Annotated in this window: 22 protein-coding genes and 1 tRNA gene; 11 read left to right on the forward strand and 12 right to left on the reverse strand. The window is 71.0% G+C overall.

Annotated features, from left to right (window positions below; genetic code table 11):
- Positions 1–87: 87 nt before the first annotated feature.
- From ASD11_RS13940 to ASD11_RS18205, 4 genes are read right to left on the reverse strand one after another with little or no spacing between them, the layout of a single operon-like run.
- The gene (locus tag ASD11_RS13940) at positions 88–864 is read right to left on the reverse strand and encodes an MBL fold metallo-hydrolase (protein WP_056288111.1); all 777 of its coding nucleotides are present in this window, start codon (positions 862–864) and stop codon (positions 88–90) included.
- Complete coding sequence (locus ASD11_RS13945) at positions 861–1688, reverse strand: NUDIX hydrolase (RefSeq protein WP_156464728.1); 828 nt, start codon at positions 1686–1688, stop codon at positions 861–863. Before ASD11_RS13945 ends, ASD11_RS13940 begins: the two co-directional genes overlap by 4 nt.
- The gene (locus ASD11_RS13950; protein ID WP_056288114.1) at positions 1688–2146 is read right to left on the reverse strand and encodes a RidA family protein; all 459 of its coding nucleotides are present in this window, start codon (positions 2144–2146) and stop codon (positions 1688–1690) included. Before ASD11_RS13950 ends, ASD11_RS13945 begins: the two co-directional genes overlap by 1 nt.
- Positions 2143–2298, reverse strand: coding sequence for a DUF4177 domain-containing protein (locus ASD11_RS18205; RefSeq protein ID WP_156464729.1), 156 nt, complete (start codon positions 2296–2298; stop codon positions 2143–2145). The genes ASD11_RS13950 and ASD11_RS18205 overlap by 4 nt, the downstream gene beginning before the upstream one ends.
- A gap of 58 nt (positions 2299–2356) precedes the next feature.
- On the opposite strand from ASD11_RS18205, the gene ASD11_RS13955 reads away from it, so the two are divergent.
- Together ASD11_RS13955 and ASD11_RS13960 are read left to right on the forward strand one after the other, a co-directional pair.
- Positions 2357–3334 (forward strand): ArsA-related P-loop ATPase, encoded by a 978-nt coding sequence (locus tag ASD11_RS13955; RefSeq protein ID WP_056288118.1) that lies wholly within the window; start codon positions 2357–2359, stop codon positions 3332–3334.
- The gene (locus tag ASD11_RS13960) at positions 3334–4569 is read left to right on the forward strand and encodes an ArsA family ATPase (protein ID WP_082554368.1); all 1236 of its coding nucleotides are present in this window, start codon (positions 3334–3336) and stop codon (positions 4567–4569) included. Before ASD11_RS13955 ends, ASD11_RS13960 begins: the two co-directional genes overlap by 1 nt.
- A gap of 63 nt (positions 4570–4632) precedes the next feature.
- Here the strand turns inward: ASD11_RS13960 and ASD11_RS13965 are convergent, their stop codons facing one another.
- Positions 4633–4896, reverse strand: coding sequence for a WhiB family transcriptional regulator (locus ASD11_RS13965; protein ID WP_056288121.1), 264 nt, complete (start codon positions 4894–4896; stop codon positions 4633–4635).
- A gap of 223 nt (positions 4897–5119) precedes the next feature.
- Between ASD11_RS13965 and ASD11_RS13970 the strand changes: the two genes are divergently transcribed.
- A complete protein-coding gene (locus tag ASD11_RS13970) occupies positions 5120–7330 on the forward strand; it encodes a transglycosylase domain-containing protein (protein WP_056288124.1) in 2211 nt (736 codons plus the stop codon).
- Between the two features lie 30 nt (positions 7331–7360).
- Here the strand turns inward: ASD11_RS13970 and ASD11_RS13975 are convergent, their stop codons facing one another.
- Positions 7361–7822: a GatB/YqeY domain-containing protein gene (locus tag ASD11_RS13975; protein WP_056288127.1), complete on the reverse strand. Its 462-nt coding sequence runs from the start codon at positions 7820–7822 to the stop codon at positions 7361–7363.
- 56 nt (positions 7823–7878) lie between these two features.
- On the opposite strand from ASD11_RS13975, the gene ASD11_RS13980 reads away from it, so the two are divergent.
- Both ASD11_RS13980 and ASD11_RS13985 read left to right on the forward strand, forming a co-directional pair.
- Positions 7879–8802: a metallophosphoesterase gene (locus tag ASD11_RS13980; protein ID WP_056288129.1), complete on the forward strand. Its 924-nt coding sequence runs from the start codon at positions 7879–7881 to the stop codon at positions 8800–8802.
- A gap of 19 nt (positions 8803–8821) precedes the next feature.
- Positions 8822–8895: transfer RNA gene (locus ASD11_RS13985), tRNA-Pro, on the forward strand.
- 35 nt (positions 8896–8930) lie between these two features.
- On the opposite strand, the gene ASD11_RS13990 is transcribed toward ASD11_RS13985, so the two are convergent.
- Positions 8931–9485: an AAA family ATPase gene (locus ASD11_RS13990; RefSeq protein WP_056288132.1), complete on the reverse strand. Its 555-nt coding sequence runs from the start codon at positions 9483–9485 to the stop codon at positions 8931–8933.
- Between the two features lie 33 nt (positions 9486–9518).
- Positions 9519–10280: an SDR family oxidoreductase gene (locus ASD11_RS13995; RefSeq protein WP_056288135.1), complete on the reverse strand. Its 762-nt coding sequence runs from the start codon at positions 10278–10280 to the stop codon at positions 9519–9521.
- A 100-nt stretch (positions 10281–10380) separates the two neighbouring features.
- Between ASD11_RS13995 and ASD11_RS14000 the strand changes: the two genes are divergently transcribed.
- On the forward strand, positions 10381–11235 hold the full coding sequence (locus tag ASD11_RS14000) for a helix-turn-helix transcriptional regulator (protein WP_056288138.1): 855 nt from the start codon (positions 10381–10383) through the stop codon (positions 11233–11235).
- On the opposite strand, the gene ASD11_RS14005 is transcribed toward ASD11_RS14000, so the two are convergent.
- Positions 11232–11801, reverse strand: a complete 570-nt coding sequence (locus ASD11_RS14005) for a TetR/AcrR family transcriptional regulator (RefSeq protein WP_056288141.1) — start codon at positions 11799–11801, stop codon at positions 11232–11234. The genes ASD11_RS14000 and ASD11_RS14005 overlap by 4 nt on opposite strands.
- A gap of 64 nt (positions 11802–11865) precedes the next feature.
- Between ASD11_RS14005 and ASD11_RS14010 the strand changes: the two genes are divergently transcribed.
- The 3 genes from ASD11_RS14010 to ASD11_RS14020 all read left to right on the forward strand — a co-directional run bounded on the left by ASD11_RS14010 (position 11866) and on the right by ASD11_RS14020 (position 15146).
- Positions 11866–12348 carry an FBP domain-containing protein gene (locus ASD11_RS14010; RefSeq protein WP_056288142.1) on the forward strand — a complete coding sequence of 161 codons (483 nt, stop codon included), beginning with the start codon at positions 11866–11868 and terminating at the stop codon, positions 12346–12348.
- 114 nt (positions 12349–12462) lie between these two features.
- Positions 12463–13200 (forward strand): hypothetical protein, encoded by a 738-nt coding sequence (locus ASD11_RS14015; RefSeq protein ID WP_156464730.1) that lies wholly within the window; start codon positions 12463–12465, stop codon positions 13198–13200.
- Complete coding sequence (locus ASD11_RS14020) at positions 13197–15146, forward strand: acetoacetate--CoA ligase (RefSeq protein ID WP_056288146.1); 1950 nt, start codon at positions 13197–13199, stop codon at positions 15144–15146. The genes ASD11_RS14015 and ASD11_RS14020 overlap by 4 nt, the downstream gene beginning before the upstream one ends.
- 6 nt (positions 15147–15152) lie before the next feature.
- Here the strand turns inward: ASD11_RS14020 and ASD11_RS14025 are convergent, their stop codons facing one another.
- Positions 15153–16100, reverse strand: coding sequence for an NADP-dependent oxidoreductase (locus tag ASD11_RS14025; protein ID WP_056288149.1), 948 nt, complete (start codon positions 16098–16100; stop codon positions 15153–15155).
- Between the two features lie 114 nt (positions 16101–16214).
- Between ASD11_RS14025 and ASD11_RS14030 the strand changes: the two genes are divergently transcribed.
- Complete coding sequence (locus tag ASD11_RS14030; RefSeq protein ID WP_056288943.1) at positions 16215–16712, forward strand: MarR family winged helix-turn-helix transcriptional regulator; 498 nt, start codon at positions 16215–16217, stop codon at positions 16710–16712.
- Positions 16713–16719: 7 nt separating this feature from the next.
- Here ASD11_RS14030 and ASD11_RS14035 read toward each other — a convergent pair whose 3' ends face one another.
- Positions 16720–17763 carry an aspartate-semialdehyde dehydrogenase gene (locus ASD11_RS14035; protein WP_056288150.1) on the reverse strand — a complete coding sequence of 348 codons (1044 nt, stop codon included), beginning with the start codon at positions 17761–17763 and terminating at the stop codon, positions 16720–16722.
- Positions 17760–19037, reverse strand: a complete 1278-nt coding sequence (locus ASD11_RS14040) for an aspartate kinase (protein ID WP_056288945.1) — start codon at positions 19035–19037, stop codon at positions 17760–17762. Before ASD11_RS14040 ends, ASD11_RS14035 begins: the two co-directional genes overlap by 4 nt.
- A 210-nt stretch (positions 19038–19247) precedes the next feature.
- Between ASD11_RS14040 and ASD11_RS18210 the strand changes: the two genes are divergently transcribed.
- Complete coding sequence (locus ASD11_RS18210; protein ID WP_156464731.1) at positions 19248–19388, forward strand: hypothetical protein; 141 nt, start codon at positions 19248–19250, stop codon at positions 19386–19388.
- The last annotated feature ends 165 nt before the right edge of the window (positions 19389–19553 follow it).

A 19553-nucleotide genomic window follows, 5' to 3' on the forward strand; every position in this document is an offset into this window, starting at 1 on the left:
CCCCACGACCAACGACGAGGGGTACGGGCCGCCATGGCGACCGGGAGCCCTCGTTCTTCGTCCGGCCCTGCCTGACGACGGGTGGAGCTAGACGCCGAGGTGGTCCAGCTGGGCCTGGACGCTGAGCTCTGCGGCGGGCCAGAGCACCTCGTCGACGTCGGCGTACACCTTCTCGACGACCTCGCGGGCCGTGGTGGCGCCGTCGGCCACGGCGGCCCGGACCTGCTCGAGCCGTTCCTTGCGGTGCGCCAGGTAGAAGTCGAGCACCGCGCCCGCGTCGGTGACCACCGGGCCGTGCCCCGGCAGGATGCGCTCGGCGCGGCCGTCGGTGACCAGCCCTCGCATCCGGGTCACGGACTCGAGGTAGGGGCCGAGCACGCCGTCGGGGTGCGCGATGATCGTGGTCCCGCGCCCCAGCACCGTGTCGCCCGTGAGCAGCGAGGGCTCGTCGAGGAGCAGGAAGCTCGTGGAGTCGCGGGTGTGGCCGGGCGTGAGCACGACCTCGAGGCGCAGTCCGTCGACGTCGAGCACCTCGCCGTCGACGAGCGGCTCGGCGCCACGGCAGAACTCGGCCGACACGGCTCGCGCGGGCGCACCCGTGCGACGCGTCAGCTCGTCGACGGCCTCGGTGTGGTCGCCGTGGTGGTGCGTGAAGAGCACGAGCCCGACCTCGCCCGCCACGGCCAGCACGGCGTCGAGGTGCGCGGCGTCGGCCGGTCCGGGGTCCACCACGACCGAGCGTGCGGCGCCCGGCTCGCGCAGCACCCAAGTGTTGGTGCCGTCGAGCGTCATCATCCCGGGGTTCCGGGCCAGGACGGAGGTGGCGCGGTCGGTCACCTGCACCGGCTGCTCGTACTCGCTCATGCTTCCTCCTCCGGGGAGCGGTCGCTGTCGTTCTCGATGAACCACTCGCCGTCCACCTGGACGAGCCGCGGCTCGATGGCGCGCACCTCGCGCGCGACCGAGGCGGCAACGGCCTCGCCCGACGCCAGGCCGGCGACCTCGCGGCACGTGACGATCGTCGGCGGCATCATGACGGCCTCGCCGCGGTCGACCGACTCGAGCACGCGGCTCAGCGGCGCCCACAGGGCACGGTCGGCCTCGCCGGGGAGCTCGCCCACGACCTGCCCCTCGGGCACGGCAGCGACGAAGAAGAAGGTGTCGTAGCGTCGCGGCTCGAAGGCCGGTGTGATCCAGCGCGACCAGGCTCCGACGAGGTCGGTGCGCAGCACGAGCCCGCGCTGCTCCAGGAGCTGGGCGAGCGAGAGCTCCTTGGACTCCAGGGCCAGCCGCGCGGCGGCCAGCTCCGGTCCGGAGGTGTCGGCCAGGACGGTGTGCTCGTCGGCGCCGGCGAGCAGGATGCCCGACTCCTCGAACGTCTCGCGGACCGCGGCCACCACCAGACCACGGGCCCGGTCGGCGTCGCAGCCGAGCCGGTCGCCCCACTCCTGCCACGAGGGGCCGACGTGCGCGATCGGGTCGGTGTCGGACGACTGGACCCCGCCGCCGGGGAACACGTAGAACCCGGCCGCGAAGGCCATCGTCGTCTGGCGACGCATGAGGTAGGTCTCCGCGCCGTCGGACCCGTCGCGCAGCAGGACGATCGTGGAGGCGTCCCGCGGCACAGCCACCTCGCCACCCATGGCCTCGGCGTGCGCGCGCAGGCGGTCCGGGAGCGGGATGCGCATCAGGCGATCTCGACCACGAGCTCGACCTCGACGGGCGCTCCGAGCGGGAGCACCGAGACGCCCACGGCGCTGCGGGCGTGCACGCCGGCCTCGCCGAAGACCGAGCCGTAGAGCTCGCTCGCGCCGTTGGCGACGGCGGGCTGACCCGTGAACGACGGGTCGCTGGCCACGAAGACCGTGGCCTTGACGATGCGGACCACGCGCTCGAGGTCGACGACCGAGGCCACCGCGGCCAGGGTGTTGACAGCGCACTGGTGCGCACAGGCGGTGGCCTGCTCGGGGGTCACGTCGACCCCCACCACGCCGGTGGCGAGCAACGAGCCGTCCGAGAGCGGGAGCTGGCCGGCCGTGAAGACGTGGTTCCCCGACACGACCGCCGGCACGTAGGCGGCCACCGGCGCCGGCACCTCCGGCAGGACCAGCCCCAGCTCGGCGAGCCGGTCGGTCACGCGGCTCATGCGATGGGCCGCTTGAAGTAGGCCACGAGGTTCTCCGGGTTCATGCCGGGCACGATCTGGACGAGCTCCCAGCCCTCACGGCCGAAGTTGTCGAGGATCTGCTTCGTCGCGTGCACGAGGACGGGTGCGGTCAGGTACTCCCACTGAGTCATGCATCGACTCTAGTTGGTTCCGGAATGCGCACGATGTACGCGTCGGTAGGCTCGTCGCGTGAGCTCCTGGACCCCCCTGCACATCGTCACGGGCAAGGGCGGCACGGGCAAGACCACCGTCGCCGCCGCGCTCGCCATCGCCCTCGCCGGCCGCGGCAAGCGCGTGCTCCTGTGCGAGGTCGAGGGTCGCCAGGGCATCGCCCAGCTCTTCGACGTCCCACCGCTGCCCTACGAGGAGCGTCGGGTCAGCACGGGTCTCGACGGCGGGGAGGTGTTCGCCCTGGCCATCGACCCGGAGGCGGCACTGCTGGAGTACCTGCAGATGTACTACCGACTCGGCCGCATCGGCAAGGCGTTCGACCGCTTCGGGATCATCGAGTTCGCCACGACCATCGCGCCCGGCGTCCGCGACGTCCTGCTCACCGGCAAGGTCTACGAGGCGGCTCGGCGCACGGGTGACGACGGGTACGACGCCATCGTCATGGACGCCCCGCCCACGGGTCGCATCACCCGCTTCCTCAACGTCAACGCGGAGGTGGCCGGGCTCGCCAAGGTCGGCCCCATCAAGAAGCAGGCCGACTCCATCATGACGCTCATGCGTGCCCCCTCCACCCGGGTGCACCTCGTCTCGGTGCTCGAGGAGATGCCGGTCCAGGAGACCGTCGACGGCATCGCCGAGCTCGAGTCCGCACGTCTGCCGGTCGGCCACGTGGTGCTCAACCTCGTCCGCCCATCTCTTCTGAGCGCCGCCACGGCCGAGGGACTGAGCGGCGGCAGCCTCGACGCTGCGAGCGTGGGCCGGAGCCTCGACCGCGCCGCCCTCTCCACCGACGCAGCGCCCGCCCTCCTCGAGGAAGGCCGCGGCCACCTCGAGCGCCAGCAGCTCCAGGACGCCCAGCGCGGCATCATCGAGCGCGCCTCGGCCCCGCACCTCGAGCTGCCCGCCCTTCCCGAGGGCATCGACATGGGTGCACTCTTCGACCTCGCGGGCCGTCTGCGCGACGACCTGCTCGCCCACTCCACCGGAGGCGCCTGATGGCCGGCAAGCCCAGCACCTCGCCCTCGGCCCGTCGGCGCGGAACCTCCCGTGCGGCCGGGCCTGCGGGATCCACCCGCACGGCCGGCGCACTAGAGCTCGACGCCCTCATCGGCGACCCCGCCACGCAGATCATCGTCTGCTGCGGCTCCGGCGGTGTCGGCAAGACCACCACGTCCGCGGCCCTCGCTCTTCGCGCGGCCGAGCAGGGCCGGCGTGTCTGCGTGCTCACCATCGACCCGGCCCGACGCCTCGCGCAGGCCATGGGCCTCACCGAGCTCGACAACGTGCCGCGCCCCGTCTCCGACGTCGACCCGTCGGCGGGCGGCTCGCTCGACGCCATGATGCTCGACATGAAGCGCACCTTCGACGAGGTGGTGGAGTCGCACGCCACCCCCGAGAAGGCCCAGCAGATCCTCAACAACCCGTTCTACGTCGCCATCTCCAGCTCCTTCGCCGGGACGCAGGAGTACATGGCCATGGAGAAGCTCGGCCAGCTGCACGCTGCCTCGAACGACCCCGGCGCGGCGGAGGGCGGCACGCAGGGGTGGGACCTCATCGTGGTCGACACCCCGCCGTCGCGGTCCGCGCTCGACTTCCTCGACGCACCCGAGCGGCTCTCCTCGCTCCTCGACGGCCGCTTCATCAAGCTGCTGCTCGCGCCTGCCAAGGGCCCGGCCCGGCTGCTCAACGCCGGCTTCGGCGTCGTGACCGGCGCCATCAACAAGATCGTCGGCGGCCAGCTGCTCAGCGACATGCAGACCTTCGTGGCCGCCTTCGACACCCTCTTCGGCGGGTTCCGCCAGCGCGCTGAGGCCACCTACTCACTCCTGCAGGCCCCTGGCACGGCCTTCGTGGTCGTGGCCGCGCCCGAGGCCGACGCCATGCGGGAGGCGGCCTACTTCGTGGAGCGCCTCACGCAGGAGCAGATGCCCCTCGCCGGGCTCGTCGTGAACCGGGTGCACGAGCGGGGCGCGAGCGGGCTCACGGCCGCCGACGCCGAGTCGGGCGCCCAGCGCCTCGGCGGAGGCGACGACGCCACCGACAGCGCCACGGCCGAGCTGCTGGCCGTGCACGCCGAGCGCGAGCGCATCGCCGCCAAGGAGGACAAGGTGCGCAAGCGCTTCGCGGCCTCGCACCCCTCGGTCGCCACACGGCCCGTGCCGGCGCTCGCGAGCGACGTGCACGACCTGGCAGGGCTGCGCCGCATCGGCGCGCACCTCGCCGGGGCGTAGAGCAGAGCTCGTCGGCCCCTGGTCCTCAGGGAGCGTGCCGCCCGCTCAGGCGAGCGAGCAGGCTCAGACCGCAGCGACAGGCTGCAGGATGCTGCGCCAGGTGTCGACGTTCGGCCGGCGACGCAGCAGCGCACGACGCTCGCGCTCGGTCATGCCGCCCCACACGCCCCACTCGATCCTGTTGTCCAGGGCCTCGGCCAGGCACTCGGCCTTGACGGAGCATCCACCGCACACCTGCTTGGCGCGGTTCTGCTCAGCACCCTTGACGAACAGGTCGTCGGACTTGCCGCGACATGCGGCCGTGGCCGCCCAGTTGTCGTTCCACATGGTCAAACGCCCTTTCCCGAGATCAGCCGGAAGGCTGAAAAAATTGCGTGACACCAATGTAGGAAGTGGTGCATCTATCCAGATAGGCCTCACAGGTGCCAATTAGGGCTAGTCACAGGACCCCCCGGGCTAGTCACTTATGACTACTCGAACAACAAATCCCCCGCCTCGCCGCGACCGCGACGGGCGAGAGGCTTGTGCACGGTCACGTAGGCTTGCCTCCATGTCGTGGGATGCCCTGACCAGCTCGGTCCGCCGCTTGGCGCAGTCAGAGACGAAGCACAGCTCCAAGGCCTCGATCATCGGGTCCATGGTGGTGCTGGCTGCCATCTCCGGCGTGCTCGTGGCCGCGGTCGCGGTGCCGTCCACGGCCATCTTCGCCTCCACGGCCAACGACCTCAGCGGCGACATCACCGAGCTGCCTCTCCAGCTCGACGACTCGCCCAACCCGCAGACCACGCGCCTCTACGCGTCGGACGGCAGCCTCGTCGCGTACTTCTACAAGGAGAACCGGCAGGACGTCCCGCTCAAGGACATCAACGCCTCCATGCGGCGCGCCATCATCTCCATCGAGGACAACCGCTTCTATGAGCACGGCGCCCTCGACCTCAAGGGCACGCTGCGCGCCCTGGTGAACAACGCGTCCGAGGGCCAGACCCAGGGCGGCTCCTCCATCACGCAGCAGCTCGTGAAGCTCACCCTGCTGCAGCAGGCGCAGACCAAGGAGCAGCGCCAGGCGGCCACGGCCAAGTCCACCGCCCGCAAGATCCGCGAGCTCAAGCTCGCCATCACGTACGAGCAGGACCACACGAAGGACGAGATCCTCGAGCGGTACCTGAACATCGCCTACTTCGGCGACGGCGCCTACGGCATCAGCGCGGCCGCGTACCACTACTTCTCGGTGAGCCCCGAGAAGCTCACCACGCTCCAGTCCGCCACCCTGGCCGGCCTCGTGAAGAACCCGGTGGAGTTCGACCCGCGGGTCTACCCCGAGCGCGCGCTCCAGCGCCGCAACACCGTCATCGCGGTCATGGCGGCCCAGGGCAAGATCACCACCGCCGAGTCCAAGAAGCTGCAGGCCGAGCCCCTCGGCCTCAAGATCACGACGTTCCCCAACGGCTGCGTCACCAGCATGGCCTCCTTCTCGTGCGACTACGTGCGCCGCTACCTGCTGGCCGACGAGTCCCTCGGCGCCACGGTGGCCGAGCGCCAGTCCGCGCTCGAGAACGGCGGACTCACCATCAAGTCCAACATCGACATCAAGATGCAGAAGGCCCTCAACAAGGCCGTCAAGGGCGCTGCCGACCCCAAGGACAAGGCGCTCGCCGCCATGGCCCTCGTCGAGCCCGGCACGGGCAAGGTGCGCGGCGTCGCGCAGTCGCACCCCATGGGCGCCAACAAGAAGAAGGGCGAGTCGTACATCAACTTCACGGTGCCTCGCCAGTACGGCGACTCCGGCGGCTTCCCGGCGGGCTCCACGTTCAAGATGTTCACCGTCGCGGCCGCCCTCAAGCAGGGCATCCCGGTCTCCAAGTCGTACGGCTCCCCCCAGACCATGGTGTTGCGTCCGGGCACGTTCTTCGACTGCTCCGGCGGCGGCACCGGCGAGTGGAAGGTCAGCAACTCCACCGGCGCCGGCACGTTCAACATGACCACCGGCACGCGCCGCTCGGTCAACACCTACTTCGCCCAGCTGGAGCGCGACGCCGGCCTGTGCAACGTCGTCAAGGCCGCCGAGGCCATGGGCATCAAGGTCCCGTACCCCACCGACGACAACCCGCTCAACAACCAGGTCCCCTCGTTCACCCTCGGCATCACCGACGTGAGCCCCCTCGACATGGCTGCGGCCTACGCCACGCCTGCCTCCGGTGGCCTGTACTGCAAGCCCAACCCGGTCAACGAGATCATCGACCGCAACGGCAAGACCATCAAGAAGTACGAGCCCGAGTGCACGCGCGTCATGAGCAAGGAGGTGGCTGCGCAGATCAACGAGATCCTCGCCGGCCTCCAGCGTCCCGGCGGCTTCGGCTTCAGCGCCGGCACCGGCCTCAACATCCCCTCGGCCGCCAAGACCGGAACCACGCAGGACAACAAGTCGGTCTGGTACGCGGGCTACACGCCGGAGATCTCCGCTGCGGCCATGCTCGCCGCGGCCGACTCCAAGGGTCGCCCCATCACGCTGGTGGGCCAGAAGGTCAAGGGCCGGTTCCTCTCCTTCGGCGGCGTCGCCGGATCGGGTCTGGCCGGTCCGCTCTGGAAGGCCGCCATGGGCACCATCCAGGACCTGGTCTCGCCCACCCCGTTCGAGGCGCCGCCGCGCGCGGCCCGCGTGCAGCGCAGCTTCACCAACAACGACACCACGAGCAACGGCGACCAGGACCGCAACAACGGCAACCGGGGTCGCGGGAACGGCAACGGGAACGGCAACCGCTGACGTTCCGTCGGGGCTGAGGTACGGCCAGGCTCAGGCGCCGAGCTGGCGCCGCACCTCGGCTGCCACGACGCCACCGTCGGCCCGGCCCTTGACCTGCGGCTGGACGACGCCCATGACCTTGCCCATGGCCTTCATGCCGTCGGCAGCGGCGCCCGTGGACTCCACGGCCGCGGTCACGATGGCCTTCACCTCGTCGGCCGAGAGCGGCTCGGGCAGGTAGTCGGCGAGGATCACGGCCTCGTCGCGCTCCTTCTGGGCGAGCTCGGGACGGTTGCCCGTGTCGAAGGCCTCGGCCGCCTCGCGACGCTTCTTGGCCTCGGACGTGAGCACGGTGAGCACCTCGTCGTTGCTCAGCTCGCGGGCCTCCTTGCCGGCCACCTCGGCGTTGGTCACGGCACTCAGCACCATGCGCAACGTGGAGGCACGCAGGGAGTCCCGCGCTTTGATCGCGGTGGTGAGGTCGGCGCGCAGTCGGTCCTTGAGCTCAGCCATGTCGCCATGCTCTCACCCCGTGTCGTGGGCCCGCCCGCCCGACTAGGCTGCAGACCATGAAGGCGATCACCGTCCCCCTGGCCGCGGCCGGGCTCGGCGCGGCCGCCGTGGCGTACTCCGCGCTCTACGAGGTCCGGGCCTTCACCCTGCGCAAGATCAAGGTCCCCGTGCTGCCGGCCGGCGCGGAGCCCATCAAGGTCCTGCACCTGTCCGACACCCACATGACCCCGTCTCAGCACCGCAAGCAGTCGTGGCTGAGCGACCTCGCCGGGCTGGAGCCCGACCTCGTGGTCAACACGGGCGACAACCTCGCCCACCTCGACGCACTGCCCTCGGTCCTGCGGGCGTACGGCGACCTGCTCGACCTCCCCGGCGTCTTCGTCTTCGGGTCCAACGACTACTTCTCGCCCCGGGGCAAGAACCCCGTGCACTACCTCACGGGCGGCACCGGGGTCCACAAGACGGGAGCGTGGGAGCGCACCAAGGACCTCCCGTTCGAGGACATGCGACGGGCGTTCACCGCTCGGGGCTGGACCGACCTGACCAATCGTCACGCCAGCGTCGAGGTGGCCGGCCGGCGGCTGGCCTTCGTCGGGGTCGACGACCCGCACCTGGGCTACGACGAGCTCGACGACGTCCCGGCCGACCCCACGGCCGACCTGGCCGTGGGTGTCGCCCACGCCCCGTACCTGCGCGTCCTCGACCGGTGGAACGCGCTCGGCTACCCGCTCCTGCTGGCCGGTCACACCCACGGCGGACAGCTTCGCATCCCGTTCTACGGAGCCCTCGTGACCAACTGCGACCTCGACCGGCAGCGCGCCCGCGGACTCCACACGCACCGCACGGAAGGCCACGAGCCGTCCTGGATGCACGTGTCGGGCGGACTCGGCACCTCCCCCTATGCTCCCCTGCGATTCGCCTGTCGACCCGAGGCGACGCTCCTCACCCTCACCGGTATAGAATCGGCTGGGTTGCCGTAGTTCAGGCAGCAGGCAGTACCGGGGTGTGGCGCAGCTTGGTAGCGCGCGTCGTTCGGGACGACGAGGCCGCAGGTTCAAATCCTGTCACCCCGACCCAGTCCGTCAGGACACCAGAAGCTCCCGGGCCCTCAGGGCCCGGGAGCTTCGTCGTGCAGGACCTCCATCAGCCTCGCCAGCCGCCGGGTCGGGGCTCCGCCCAGCTCCACGACGCGGGCCGGGCCGGTGAGCGCAGGGTCCTCGACCAGCTCGAGCAGGCGATCGTCCATCGCCGACCTCAGGGCCGGGTCCTCGTCGTCCGGCACCACGATGCCCGCGCCGGCGTCCAGCGGAAGCACCACGAGCAGGTCCACGTGCTGCATCGCCGCAGCGGCGAGCACCTCGACCCGTTCCCTGGTCCTGACCGAGCACGTCGGACGATCCAGCACGGCCAAGGCGTCGAGGTAGGCCAAGAAGTCCAGCGGCCCCCGCTCCGCGATGACCCACGCCCCGGGCGGAGCCGTCAGCAGTCGCTCGGCGGCGAGCTCCAGCTGAGCCACGAAGGACCCCGCGTCAGACCCGGCGGTGGACTCCTCCAGCAGCTCGTAGGGGTCCTCGAGGACCATCGACCAGTCCCGAGCAGCGGCGGCGTCGGAGACGAGCGTGCTCTTGCCGCTCGCATGGGTCCCCGACACCACGACGCGCATGCTGCACGGTAGCGCCGCCGGGGCAACCGCCCGCTACTGACCGAGCGGGTCGCTGTCGTTCAGCGCGGACACGACCTCGGCGTAGTCGCCGCGGGCCTCGCCGTAGCGCAGGAACTTCACCCGCTCGACCTGGATCTCGGTCGCGTCGGGCTGGGTCTCGATGATCTCGAGCACCTCGCTCACGTACTCCTGCAGCGGCATCGCCACAGAGCTCTCGGCGTGACCGGGCACGATGTCGGTCTGGACGGCAGGTGGCACGAGCTCCATGACGCGCACGCTCGTGGCGGCCAGCTGAAGCCGGATCGACTCGCTGAGCATGTGCATCGCCGCCTTGGTCGCGTTGTAGGTCGGCGTCCCCGCCAGGGGAGCGAAGGCCAGGCCCGAGGAGACGGTCATGACCGTGGCGTCGGGACGGGTCTGCAGGTGCGGCAGGAACGCGGCCAGGAGCCGGATGGGGCCGAGCACGTTGGTCTGGACCGTCTGCTCCGCCGTGGCGAGGAAGTCCGAGCCCGCCCAGTCCTCTGCGCGCATGATGCCGGCCATCGTGACCAGGACGTCGAGCTCGGGATGGCGCCCCAGCACCTCGGCAGCGGCGCGCTCGATGCTCGCCGCGTCGGCGGTGTCGATCTCGACGGTGTCGATGCCGGGGTGCTCGGCGGTGATCTCGTCGAGCAGCGCCCGTCGTCGGCCGCCGACCACGACGGTGTTGCCCCGCTCGTGGAGCGCGATGGCCAGGGCGCGACCGATGCCGCTCGTCGCGCCGGGGATGAAGATGGTGTTGTCGGTGATTCGCATGTCTCGAGACTCGCCGGACCGACAGGGCTCCACCAGGGACGGCTCTGCGGGGGATCGGCGATCCCTGGTCCGGCGCGGGACGGCGGGTGATGATGGGGCCATGGATCGCAGCGCACTCGCCGAGTTCCTCCGCAGCCGTCGCGAGACGTTGCAGCCGGAGGACGTCGGGATCCCCGAGGGGCCACGACGCCGCGCACCCGGCCTGCGACGCGAGGACGTCGCGCAGCTGGCCGCGATGTCCACCGACTACTACACGCGGCTCGAGCAGCAGCGCGGGCCACAGCCGAGCGTGCAGATCCTGGCCTCGCTCGCCCGAGCGCTCCGGCTCTCCCTCGACGAGCGCGACTACCTCTACCGCACGGCCGGGCACCACGTCCCCGACCGCGGCACGTCGTCGGAGCACGTGGCCCCTGCGCTGCTCAGGGTCTTGGACCGGCTCTCGGACACACCCTCGCTGATCATCTCCGACCTCGGCGTGACGCTCGTCCAGAACTCCATGGCGACGGCACTGTTCGGCCCGGCCACGTCGGCCACGGGCGCGGCGCGGGCGGAGGTCGTGCGTTGGTTCCTCGAGCCCGACACCGAGCGTCGGCGGTACCCGACCGATGCCCACGACCACCACGGTCGCGCCCTGGTCTCCGGACTCCGGGTGGTCTACGGGGAGCAGGGCGCGGCTTCGCCGGCCGGCGAGATCGTGCGTCTCCTGACCGAGCGCAGCCCGGAGTTCGTGGCGCTCTGGGAGCGCCAGGAGGTGGCGCGACGGTTCCAGGACCACAAGACGGTGCTCCACCCGCAGGTGGGAGCCATCGAGCTGGACTGCCAGGCCCTCTTCACGGAGGACCGGAGCCAGGCGCTCCTCACGCTCACCGCGGCACCGCACAGCGAGGCCGAGAGCCAGCTGTCGCTGCTCGCCGTCCTCGGGGCTCCGGACTACTCGGTCAGCCCGACGACCTAGTCGGTGGGCCAGGTGCGCAGAGCCGCGTCGAGCCGCTCGAGGACCCGCACCCACGAGGCGCGGCTCGACGGCCTGCTGTGGTCGAAGCTCCCCGCGCCCTCCAGCTCGATGAAGCCATGGATGGCCGCTCCGAGCAGTCGGACAGCATGGACGTGCTCGTCCTCCGGCACGGCGTAGCCCCTCAGGACGCTGGCGAGGAGGGCCGTGTGGCGGGGCCCCGCGCTGCGGAGCGCCGTCTCGCGATCGAGCCGGACCCGGCTCGCCGCGTACCGACCGGGGTGCTCCCGGGCGTAGGAGCGATAGGCCTCGGCCAGGGCGGTGAGCGCCTCGCTCCCCGAGCGACCGGCGACCGCGTCGCCGGCGGCGTCGGCCAGCTCCTCGAGCGCCAGGAGGGCGACGCCGGCGCGCAGCTCCTCGGCCCCCGCCACGTGGGCGTAGAGGCTGGCCGGTCGGACGTCGACCGCACGAGCGACCGCCGAGACCGTGAGGGCGCCGAGTCCCTCGCGGTCGGCGAGGTCGGCGGCGACGCGGGTGACGGCATCGGCGTTGAGTCCTTGGCGGGGCATGACCCGATCCTACACTCCATTGACCTATGCCTATATGCTGTAGGAAGCAGTTTCGGGAGGAATCATGCAGAGCATCGACCAGGCGGCGGTCCGTCGCGCGTTCGTCAACACGTCCAGGAGCAGGACGGCTTCGGCCACGTTCCCGGCGCGCTGGCCCGACGACCTCGACGAACGCGACCTCGTCGGCTGGGTCGACCCCAAGGCGCCCCTGCGCGCCTACCTCGTCACCGACGTCGGCGACGACCTTGCTGCCCTCGAGCTCCGGATGCCCGGCTCGTCGGGCTCCCGGCGCAAGAGCATGTGCGACCTCTGCCATGCCATGGATGCGCCCGAGGGCTCGCTGCTCGTGGTGGCTCAGCGCGCCGGCGCGCGGGGTCGATCGGGCGACACGGTCGGGCTCTACGTGTGCTCCGACTTCGAGTGCTCGGCCCGAGTCCGCGCGCCGCTGCCGGAGCACCGGCGGCCGCCTGAGGGAGTGCCCGACACCCGCGTCGAGGAGCTCCGGGCGAGGGTCCGCGCCTTCCTCGACCGCGTTACGTCCGCCTGACCCCCGCCCGGGCGGTGGCTGTGTCACCTTTCAGCAGGTCGGATGGGTGACAGGCTCACCGCCCGGGGTGCGAACTCCTCGGAGCGTCGACGTGCGCTGTGACACACTGGCACCATGCCTGAGGAGACTCCGCCGACCGGTGACGCGCCGCGCCCGCAGGTGGTCAAGAAGGTCGTGAAGAAGGCCGTCGTGCGTCCCACCGCACCGGCCGCCGCGAGCCGCACCACCACCACTCAGCGTCCCAAGGCCACGGCCGTCTCCCGCGTCACCAAGCCCGTCAAGCGTCCCGTCCCCGCCCAGCCCGCCAAGCCGACGCGCTCGGTCGACGTCGGCGCCGGGGTCTCCCGCGCCGCGGGTGCCACCAAGAACGGCGTGCTCCGCGCGTGGCACAGCGCGCTCGACGCCGGCTGGGCCGTCCGCGACCGCAGCGCCAACGGCGTCGACGCGGTGCTCGACTACCGGCTCCCCCAGCAGCCACCCATGCGGGCCGCCGCCATCTCCGGCGCGGTCGCAGGACTCGTCGCCGTCGCGCTGGGTGCACTCGTCGGCATGCTGTTCACCGAGCTGCGCGGCACCACCTCCGGCGGCGGGTTCTGGGGCAGCGTCGCCTTCCTCGTCACCATGGTCATCGCCGTCGTGCTGGGCGCTCGCCTCGCGGCCCTGCTCGGCTGCCCGTCCGGCCTCGTCGTCAGCTTCCTGGGCACGGTGTTCACGATCGTCGTGATCCTGATGTTCTTCCTCGACCTGAGCCAGGGTCCGTGGGCCTTCCTGCTCGTCCCCGCCCTCGCGGTCGTCGGTTTCGCCGGGGCGGTCCGTCTCGTCGAGATGGCCGAGCAGCCCACCCAGGCATGACCGGCGAGGTCCTGTGGAGCCCGCCTGAGGGCACGCGCCCCCGCCTGCACGACTTCGCCCGCACCGCTGAGATGTTCGGCGGACCGAGCGGCACCGACTACGACGACCTCTGGGCGTGGTCGGTCGAGGACCTCGACGCATTCTGGCGCGCCGTCTGGGCGCACTTCGACGTGCCGGCCGACGGCGAAGCCACCACCGCCCTCGCCGACGCCTCCATGCCCGGGGCGTCCTGGTTCCCCGGAGCACAGCTCAACTACGCCGAGATCATGCTGCGCCTTCCGGGCCGCGCCGACGACGACGTCGTGGTGGTCTCCCGGTCCCAGAGCCGCGACGACGTCCGGCTCACGGCGGCAGAGCTGCGCGACCAGGTGGCCCGGGCCCGGGCCGGCCTGCTGCGCGCCGGCGTCGGACCCGGCGACCGTGTGGCCGCCTACTCCCCCAACATCGCCGAGACGCTCGTGCTGCTGCTGGGCGCCGCGAGCCTCGGCGCCGTCTTCAGCTCCTGCGCCCCCGAGTTCGGCACCCAGAGCGTGATCGACCGCTGGCAGCAGATCGAGCCCACCGTGCTGCTCGCCGTCGACGGCTATCGGTACGGCACCAAGGCGGTCGAGCGCCACGAGGAGGTCGCCACCATCAGGGCGGCCCTGCCCAGCGTGCAGACGTTCGTGCACCTGCCGTACCTCGACCCCCACTCCCCCGCACCGACCGACGCCGTCACGTGGTCGGACCTGCTGGCCGAACCCGCACCGATCACCTTCGACCGCGTCCCGTTCGACGCCCCGCTCTACGTGCTCTTCTCCTCCGGGACCACGGGCCTGCCCAAGCCCATCGTCCACGGCCACGGCGGCATCGCCCTGGAGCACCTCAAGTCGCTCGGCCTGCACCTCGACCTCGGCCCCGACGACACGTTCTTCTGGTTCTCCACCACCGGCTGGATGATGTGGAATCTGCTCGTCTCGGGGCTCGCGGTCGGCAGCACGATCGTGCTGCTCGACGGCCACCCCGCCCATCCCGACCTCGGCGCGCTCTGGCGCATGGCCGACGAGCTCGGCGTCACGTACTTCGGCACGAGCGCACCGTTCCTGCTGCAGTGCCGCAAGGAGGGGCTCGTCCCCCGGGATGTGGCCGACCTCAGCGCCCTGCGCGGCCTCGGCTCCACCGGCGCACCCCTCCCGGTCGAGGGGTTCCGCTGGGTCTACGAGGCCGTCGGCACCGAGCTCCAGCTCAGCTCCACCTCCGGCGGTACCGACGTCTGCTCGTCCTTCGTCGGCGCCGCTCCCACGGTCCCGGTCTACGCCGGTGAGATCTCTCGGCGTTGCCTCGGCTGTGCCGTCGACGCCTACGACGAGTCCGGCGCCTCGGTGGTCGGGGCACTCGGCGAGCTCGTGGTCACGCGCCCCATGCCGTCGATGCCGGTCGGCTTCTGGGGAGACGACGACGGCAGCCGGTACCGCGCTGCCTACTTCGAGGACTTCCCCGGCGTCTGGCGCCACGGCGACTGGATCACGATCTCCGACGAGGGCACGTGCACCATCACCGGACGCAGCGACGCCACGCTCAACCGGGGCGGCGTGCGGCTCGGGACGTCGGAGTTCTACACCGTGGTGGAGGCCCTGCCCGAGGTCACCGACAGTCTCGTCGTGCACCTCGAGGACAGCGAGGGCGGCGCAGGTGACCTCCTCCTGCTCGTCACCCTGACCCACGGAGCCGACGCCGACGCCGTGCGGAAGCAGGTGGCCGCCGCGCTCCGCAGCAAGCTCTCGCCGCGCCACGTCCCCGACCAGATGCACGTGCTGAGCACGCTCCCGCGCACCCTGTCGGGCAAGAAGCTCGAGGTGCCCGTGAAGAAGATCCTCCAGGGCACGCCCGTCGAGCAGGCGGCAGCGAAGGGCGCGATCACGAACCCCGAGTCACTGGCCGAGATCGCAGCCCTCCGCCCCAGCTGAGCCGCCTCAGACCGACTCCGTCGGCACCACGACTACCTTCCCTGCGAGCGTCCCGGCGGCAGCCCGGGCGTGGACAGCCGGCAGGTCGGCGAGCGCCACGCGCTCGGCGACGTCGACCACGAGCTCTCCGCGGTCCACGCGGGCCACGAGCCCGGCCAGCTGCTGGGCATCGCTGCGGACGTAGAGGTCGACGCCGCGGACGCCCCGCGCGTCGTCGCTCGGCGCCGGCATCCAGACGGTCGCATTGACCACCACGCCGCCGTCAGCGACCCGGCCGGCCAGCGCTTCGAGCTGCTCGGGCTCGATCGGTGCCAGGTTGAGCAGCACGTCCACCGGCTCCGTGACGGTCGAAGCGACGTCATTGCTGGTGTGGTCGATGACCTCGTCCGCGCCGCGGGCCGCGAGCTGCTCACAGCTCCGCGGGCTGCCCGTGGCGATGACGTGGGCACCCGCAGCCTTCGCGAGCTGCACGGCGTAGCCACCCACCGCGCCCCCGGCGCCGTTCACCAGGATCCGCTGGCCGGCCTGCAGCCCGGCATGCTCGAACAGCGCTTGCCAGGCCGTGAGTCCGACGAGCGGGAGGGCCGCCGCGTCGGCGAGCGGGATGGTCGTCGGGGCCTGTGCGAGGCTCTCGGCGGGAGCCACCACGTAGTCGGCAGAAGCGCCGTCGACCACGAAGGGGAGGAACCCGACGACCTCGTCGCCGACCCGGAGCCCGGTGACGCCGTCGCCCAGGGCGTCCACGGTCCCGGCCACGTCGAGGCCGGGGACGTGCGGGAGCGCGAGAGGCATCGGGTCCTGCATGAACCCGGCGCGGATGTTGCCGTCGACGCTGTTGAACGTCGTGCCGGCGACCCGGACGCGGACCTGGCCGGCGCCGGGGTCGGGGATCTCGACGTCGTCGAGCTGCAGGACGTCGGCGTCGCCGTACTGGTGGAAACGGATGGCCTTCATGGCGGTACCTCTTTCGGAATAGGTGCTTCGAATTCGAAGCGATAATCCGACAGTAGCGCTGCTTCGAATTCAAAGCAAGTGTTTCGAAGACGAAGCAGTTGTAGAGTGGAGTCCATGCCCCAGACCCCCGCGACGCTTGACGCAGTCCAGCTCGGCTCCTACTTCGCCCTCATGGACGTGGCAGGCCTGCTGCGGCACGCGGTGGAGCAGCAGCTGCGCGACGACGGCGACCTGAGCTACGTGCAGTTCCAGCTGCTGGCGCGCCTGGCCCTGGACTCACCGACGGGCAGCGAGCGCATGACCGACCTCGCCGACGGCGTGGTCTACAGCCGCAGCGGCCTCACCTATCAGGTGGGGCTGCTCGAGAAGGTCGGCCTGGTGGATCGAGCCCCGTCGGTCGACGACGAGCGCAGCGTGACCGTCACCGTCACCGAGGCCGGGCGAGAGCGCGTCGCGACCGTGATCCCCGGACACGTCGAGGTGGTGCGTCAGCAGCTCTTCGCCGTGCTGTCGCAGCAGGAGACGCGCGCGCTGGGCGAGCTGCTGGCGCCCGTCCGCGAGCACATGCGTTCCGCACCCCCGCGCTCCGCGACCACCCGCCGTCGCCGTTGAGAGTGACTCAGCGACGGACGAGGAGCTCGGCGATCTGGATGGTGTTGAGGGCAGCGCCCTTGCGCAGGTTGTCGCCGCTCACGAAGAGCACGAGACCCTTCTGGCCCTCGACGCTCTGGTCCTGACGGATCCGCCCGACGAGGCTCGGGTCGGTGCCTGCGGCCTGGAGAGGCGTGGGGACGTCCACCAGCTGCACGCCCGGAGCGTCCGCAAGGATCTCCTTGGCCCGCTCCACGGAGAGGTCCGAGCCGAACTCGGCGTTGATCGAGAGCGAGTGCCCCGTGAAGACCGGGACCCGCACACACGTGCCGGCGACCCGGAGGTCGGGGGCGTGGAGGATCTTGCGGCTCTCGTTGCGCAGCTTCTGCTCCTCGTCGGTCTCGAACGAGCCGTCGTCGACGACCGATCCGGCCATGGGCAGCACGTTGAAGGCGATGGGCGCGACGTAGTTGTCGGGGGCCGGGAACTCCACGGCGGAACCGTCGTAGGCCAGCTCGTCGGCCTTCTCCACCACGGCGAGGGCCTGCCCGTGCAGCTCACGGACGCCGGCGATGCCGGAGCCCGAGACGGCCTGGTAGCTGCTCACGACGAGGCGCACGAGACCGGCCTCGTCGTGCAGCGGCTTGAGCACCGGCATGGCGGCCATGGTGGTGCAGTTGGGGTTGGCGATGATGCCGTGCCCACCGTTGCTGACGAAAGCCTTCTCGATGTCCTCGGGGTTGACCTCGCTCACGACGAGCGGGATCTCGGGGTCCTTGCGGAAGGCCGAGGAGTTGTCGACCACGACAGCACCGGCCTCGACGAAGCGCGGCACCTGGGCGCGCGACGTGGTGGCACCGGCCGAGAACAGTGCGATGTCGATGCCGGAGAGGTCGGCGACGTCGGCGTCCTCCACCACGACCTCCTCGCCGCGGAACGGCAGGGTCTTGCCCGCCGAGCGCGCGGAGGCGAAGAAACGGACCTTCTCGGCGGGGAACTCGCGCTCCTCGAGGATCTGACGCATGGCGACGCCCACCTGGCCGGTGGCGCCGACGATGGCGAGGACGGTCATCGGCCGGTCCCTCCGTAGACGACGGCCTGGACCTCGTCGGTCCCGAGTCCGAACGCCTCGTGGGCCGCGCGGACGGCGGCCTCGACCTGGCTCTCGGCCACGACCACCGAGATGCGGATCTCGGAGGTGGAGATCATGGCGATGTTGATGCCGTCGGCGGCGAGCGCCTCGAAGAACGTGGCAGTGATGCCCGGCGCCGAGCGCATGCCCGCGCCGACGATGGAGACCTTGCCGACGCTGTCGTCGTACTGCAGGCGCTCGAACCCGACCTCGTCCTTGAGCCGCGCGAGTGCGGTCATGGCGGTCTGGCCGTCGGCCCGCGGCAGGGTGAAGGAGATGTCGGTGAGCGCCGTCTGGGCCGCAGAGACGTTCTGCACGATCATGTCGATGTTGATCTGGGCGTCGCCGAGGGTGCGCAGGATGGACGCTGCGTAGCCGACCTTGTCGGGCACGCCGACGATCGTGATCTTGGCCTCGGAGCGGTCGTGGGCGACGCCGGAGATGATGGCCTGTTCCATGGTGGGGTCCTTCGTGACCTGGTCGGCGGGCAGAACCCACGTGCCGGTCTTGTCGGAGAACGACGACCGGACGTGGATGGGCATGTCGTTGCGACGCGCGTACTCGACGCAGCGCAGGTGCAGGATCTTGGCGCCGTTGGCGGCCATCTCGAGCATCTCCTCGTAGGAGATCTGGGGGATCTGGCGCGCGGTGGGGGCGATCCGGGGGTCGGCGGTGAAGATGCCGTCGACGTCGGTGTAGATCTCGCACACGTCGGCCTTGAGCGCCGCGGCCAGCGCGACGGCCGTGGTGTCGGAGCCGCCTCGACCGAGGGTGGTGATGTCCTTGGTGGTCTGCGAGACGCCCTGGAAGCCCGCGACGATGGCGATGGCTCCCTCGGCCAGCGCGGCCTCGATGCGACCCGGCGTGACGTCGATGATCTTGGCCTTGCCGTGCTCGGCATCGGTGATGACGCCGGCCTGGGAGCCCGTGAACGAGCGCGCCTCCTGGCCCAGGTTGCCGATGGCCATGGCCAGGACCGCCATGGAGATGCGCTCGCCTGCCGTGAGGAGCATGTCGAGCTCACGGGCGGGCGGCAGCGGCGAGACCTGGTTGGCGAGGTCGATGAGCTCGTCGGTCGTGTCGCCCATGGCGGAGACCACGACGACGACGTCGTGGCCGGCCTTCTTGGTCGCGACGATGCGTTGCGCGACTCGCTTGACGCTGGTGGCATCGGCCACCGACGAGCCGCCGTACTTCTGCACGACGATGCCCATGGTGATTCCTCGGTGTGGCGGGTGGGAGACGCACCGACGGATGAACGGCACGCCGTCGATCATCCTACCGGGACACCGAAGGGGACCCTCACCCCTGATCCGGCCGCGAGACAACGAAAAACAGTCATCTCGAACGGTTCAGGAAAACGGCGTCATGACCCGCGCCCCCGCACGTCTCCTGTACGACCCGCCGGACAAGGAGAAGGACTCATGATGATGACGCTGCTCGCGATCATCGGACTCGTCCTCTTCGCGAACGTCGTGGTCCTGGCCGCTCTCGGTGCTCAGTACCGCCGAGAGGTCGCGGCACGTCAGCCGCGCGAGGCCCGGGTGCTCACCCCACCACGCTGAGCCGTCGCGACGCGGAGGGCCGGAGGGAGGCTCATCGCGTCGCAGGCTCGGCCGGGGGGCGCGGGTCCGACGACTTCCACGGCCGTGCGAGCAGATTTCGACGTGCGCGGCCGAGCGACTCGGATCATGCTGGAGATCACACCCCGCGCACCACCCAGGAGACGA

The sequence above is a fragment of the Aeromicrobium sp. Root495 genome (assembly GCF_001426755.1).
GTDB lineage: Bacteria > Actinomycetota > Actinomycetes > Propionibacteriales > Nocardioidaceae > Aeromicrobium.

Bases quoted from the DNA above. Each gene is read 5' to 3' on its own strand.
- ASD11_RS14020 (WP_056288146.1), top strand. From the start codon at position 13,197: ATGACCGGCGAGGTCCTGTGGAGCCCGCCTGAGGGCACGCGCCCCCGC.
- ASD11_RS14000 (WP_056288138.1), top strand. From the start codon at position 10,381: ATGGATCGCAGCGCACTCGCCGAGTTCCTCCGCAGCCGTCGCGAGACG.
- ASD11_RS13970 (WP_056288124.1), top strand. From the start codon at position 5,120: ATGTCGTGGGATGCCCTGACCAGCTCGGTCCGCCGCTTGGCGCAGTCA.
- ASD11_RS14015 (WP_156464730.1), top strand. From the start codon at position 12,463: ATGCCTGAGGAGACTCCGCCGACCGGTGACGCGCCGCGCCCGCAGGTG.
- ASD11_RS13945 (WP_156464728.1), bottom strand. From the start codon at position 1,688: ATGCGCATCCCGCTCCCGGACCGCCTGCGCGCGCACGCCGAGGCCATG.
- ASD11_RS14035 (WP_056288150.1), bottom strand. From the start codon at position 17,763: ATGACCGTCCTCGCCATCGTCGGCGCCACCGGCCAGGTGGGCGTCGCC.
- ASD11_RS18205 (WP_156464729.1), bottom strand. From the start codon at position 2,298: ATGACTCAGTGGGAGTACCTGACCGCACCCGTCCTCGTGCACGCGACG.
- ASD11_RS13990 (WP_056288132.1), bottom strand. From the start codon at position 9,485: ATGCGCGTCGTGGTGTCGGGGACCCATGCGAGCGGCAAGAGCACGCTC.
- ASD11_RS14025 (WP_056288149.1), bottom strand. From the start codon at position 16,100: ATGAAGGCCATCCGTTTCCACCAGTACGGCGACGCCGACGTCCTGCAG.
- ASD11_RS13980 (WP_056288129.1), top strand. From the start codon at position 7,879: ATGAAGGCGATCACCGTCCCCCTGGCCGCGGCCGGGCTCGGCGCGGCC.
- ASD11_RS14030 (WP_056288943.1), top strand. From the start codon at position 16,215: ATGCCCCAGACCCCCGCGACGCTTGACGCAGTCCAGCTCGGCTCCTAC.
- ASD11_RS13950 (WP_056288114.1), bottom strand. From the start codon at position 2,146: ATGAGCCGCGTGACCGACCGGCTCGCCGAGCTGGGGCTGGTCCTGCCG.
- ASD11_RS13995 (WP_056288135.1), bottom strand. From the start codon at position 10,280: ATGCGAATCACCGACAACACCATCTTCATCCCCGGCGCGACGAGCGGC.
- ASD11_RS14040 (WP_056288945.1), bottom strand. From the start codon at position 19,037: ATGGGCATCGTCGTGCAGAAGTACGGCGGCTCGTCGGTGGCCGATGCC.
- ASD11_RS13975 (WP_056288127.1), bottom strand. From the start codon at position 7,822: ATGGCTGAGCTCAAGGACCGACTGCGCGCCGACCTCACCACCGCGATC.
- ASD11_RS14005 (WP_056288141.1), bottom strand. From the start codon at position 11,801: ATGCCCCGCCAAGGACTCAACGCCGATGCCGTCACCCGCGTCGCCGCC.
- ASD11_RS14010 (WP_056288142.1), top strand. From the start codon at position 11,866: ATGCAGAGCATCGACCAGGCGGCGGTCCGTCGCGCGTTCGTCAACACG.
- ASD11_RS18210 (WP_156464731.1), top strand. From the start codon at position 19,248: ATGATGATGACGCTGCTCGCGATCATCGGACTCGTCCTCTTCGCGAAC.
- ASD11_RS13965 (WP_056288121.1), bottom strand. From the start codon at position 4,896: ATGTGGAACGACAACTGGGCGGCCACGGCCGCATGTCGCGGCAAGTCC.
- ASD11_RS13940 (WP_056288111.1), bottom strand. From the start codon at position 864: ATGAGCGAGTACGAGCAGCCGGTGCAGGTGACCGACCGCGCCACCTCC.
- ASD11_RS13960 (WP_082554368.1), top strand. From the start codon at position 3,334: ATGGCCGGCAAGCCCAGCACCTCGCCCTCGGCCCGTCGGCGCGGAACC.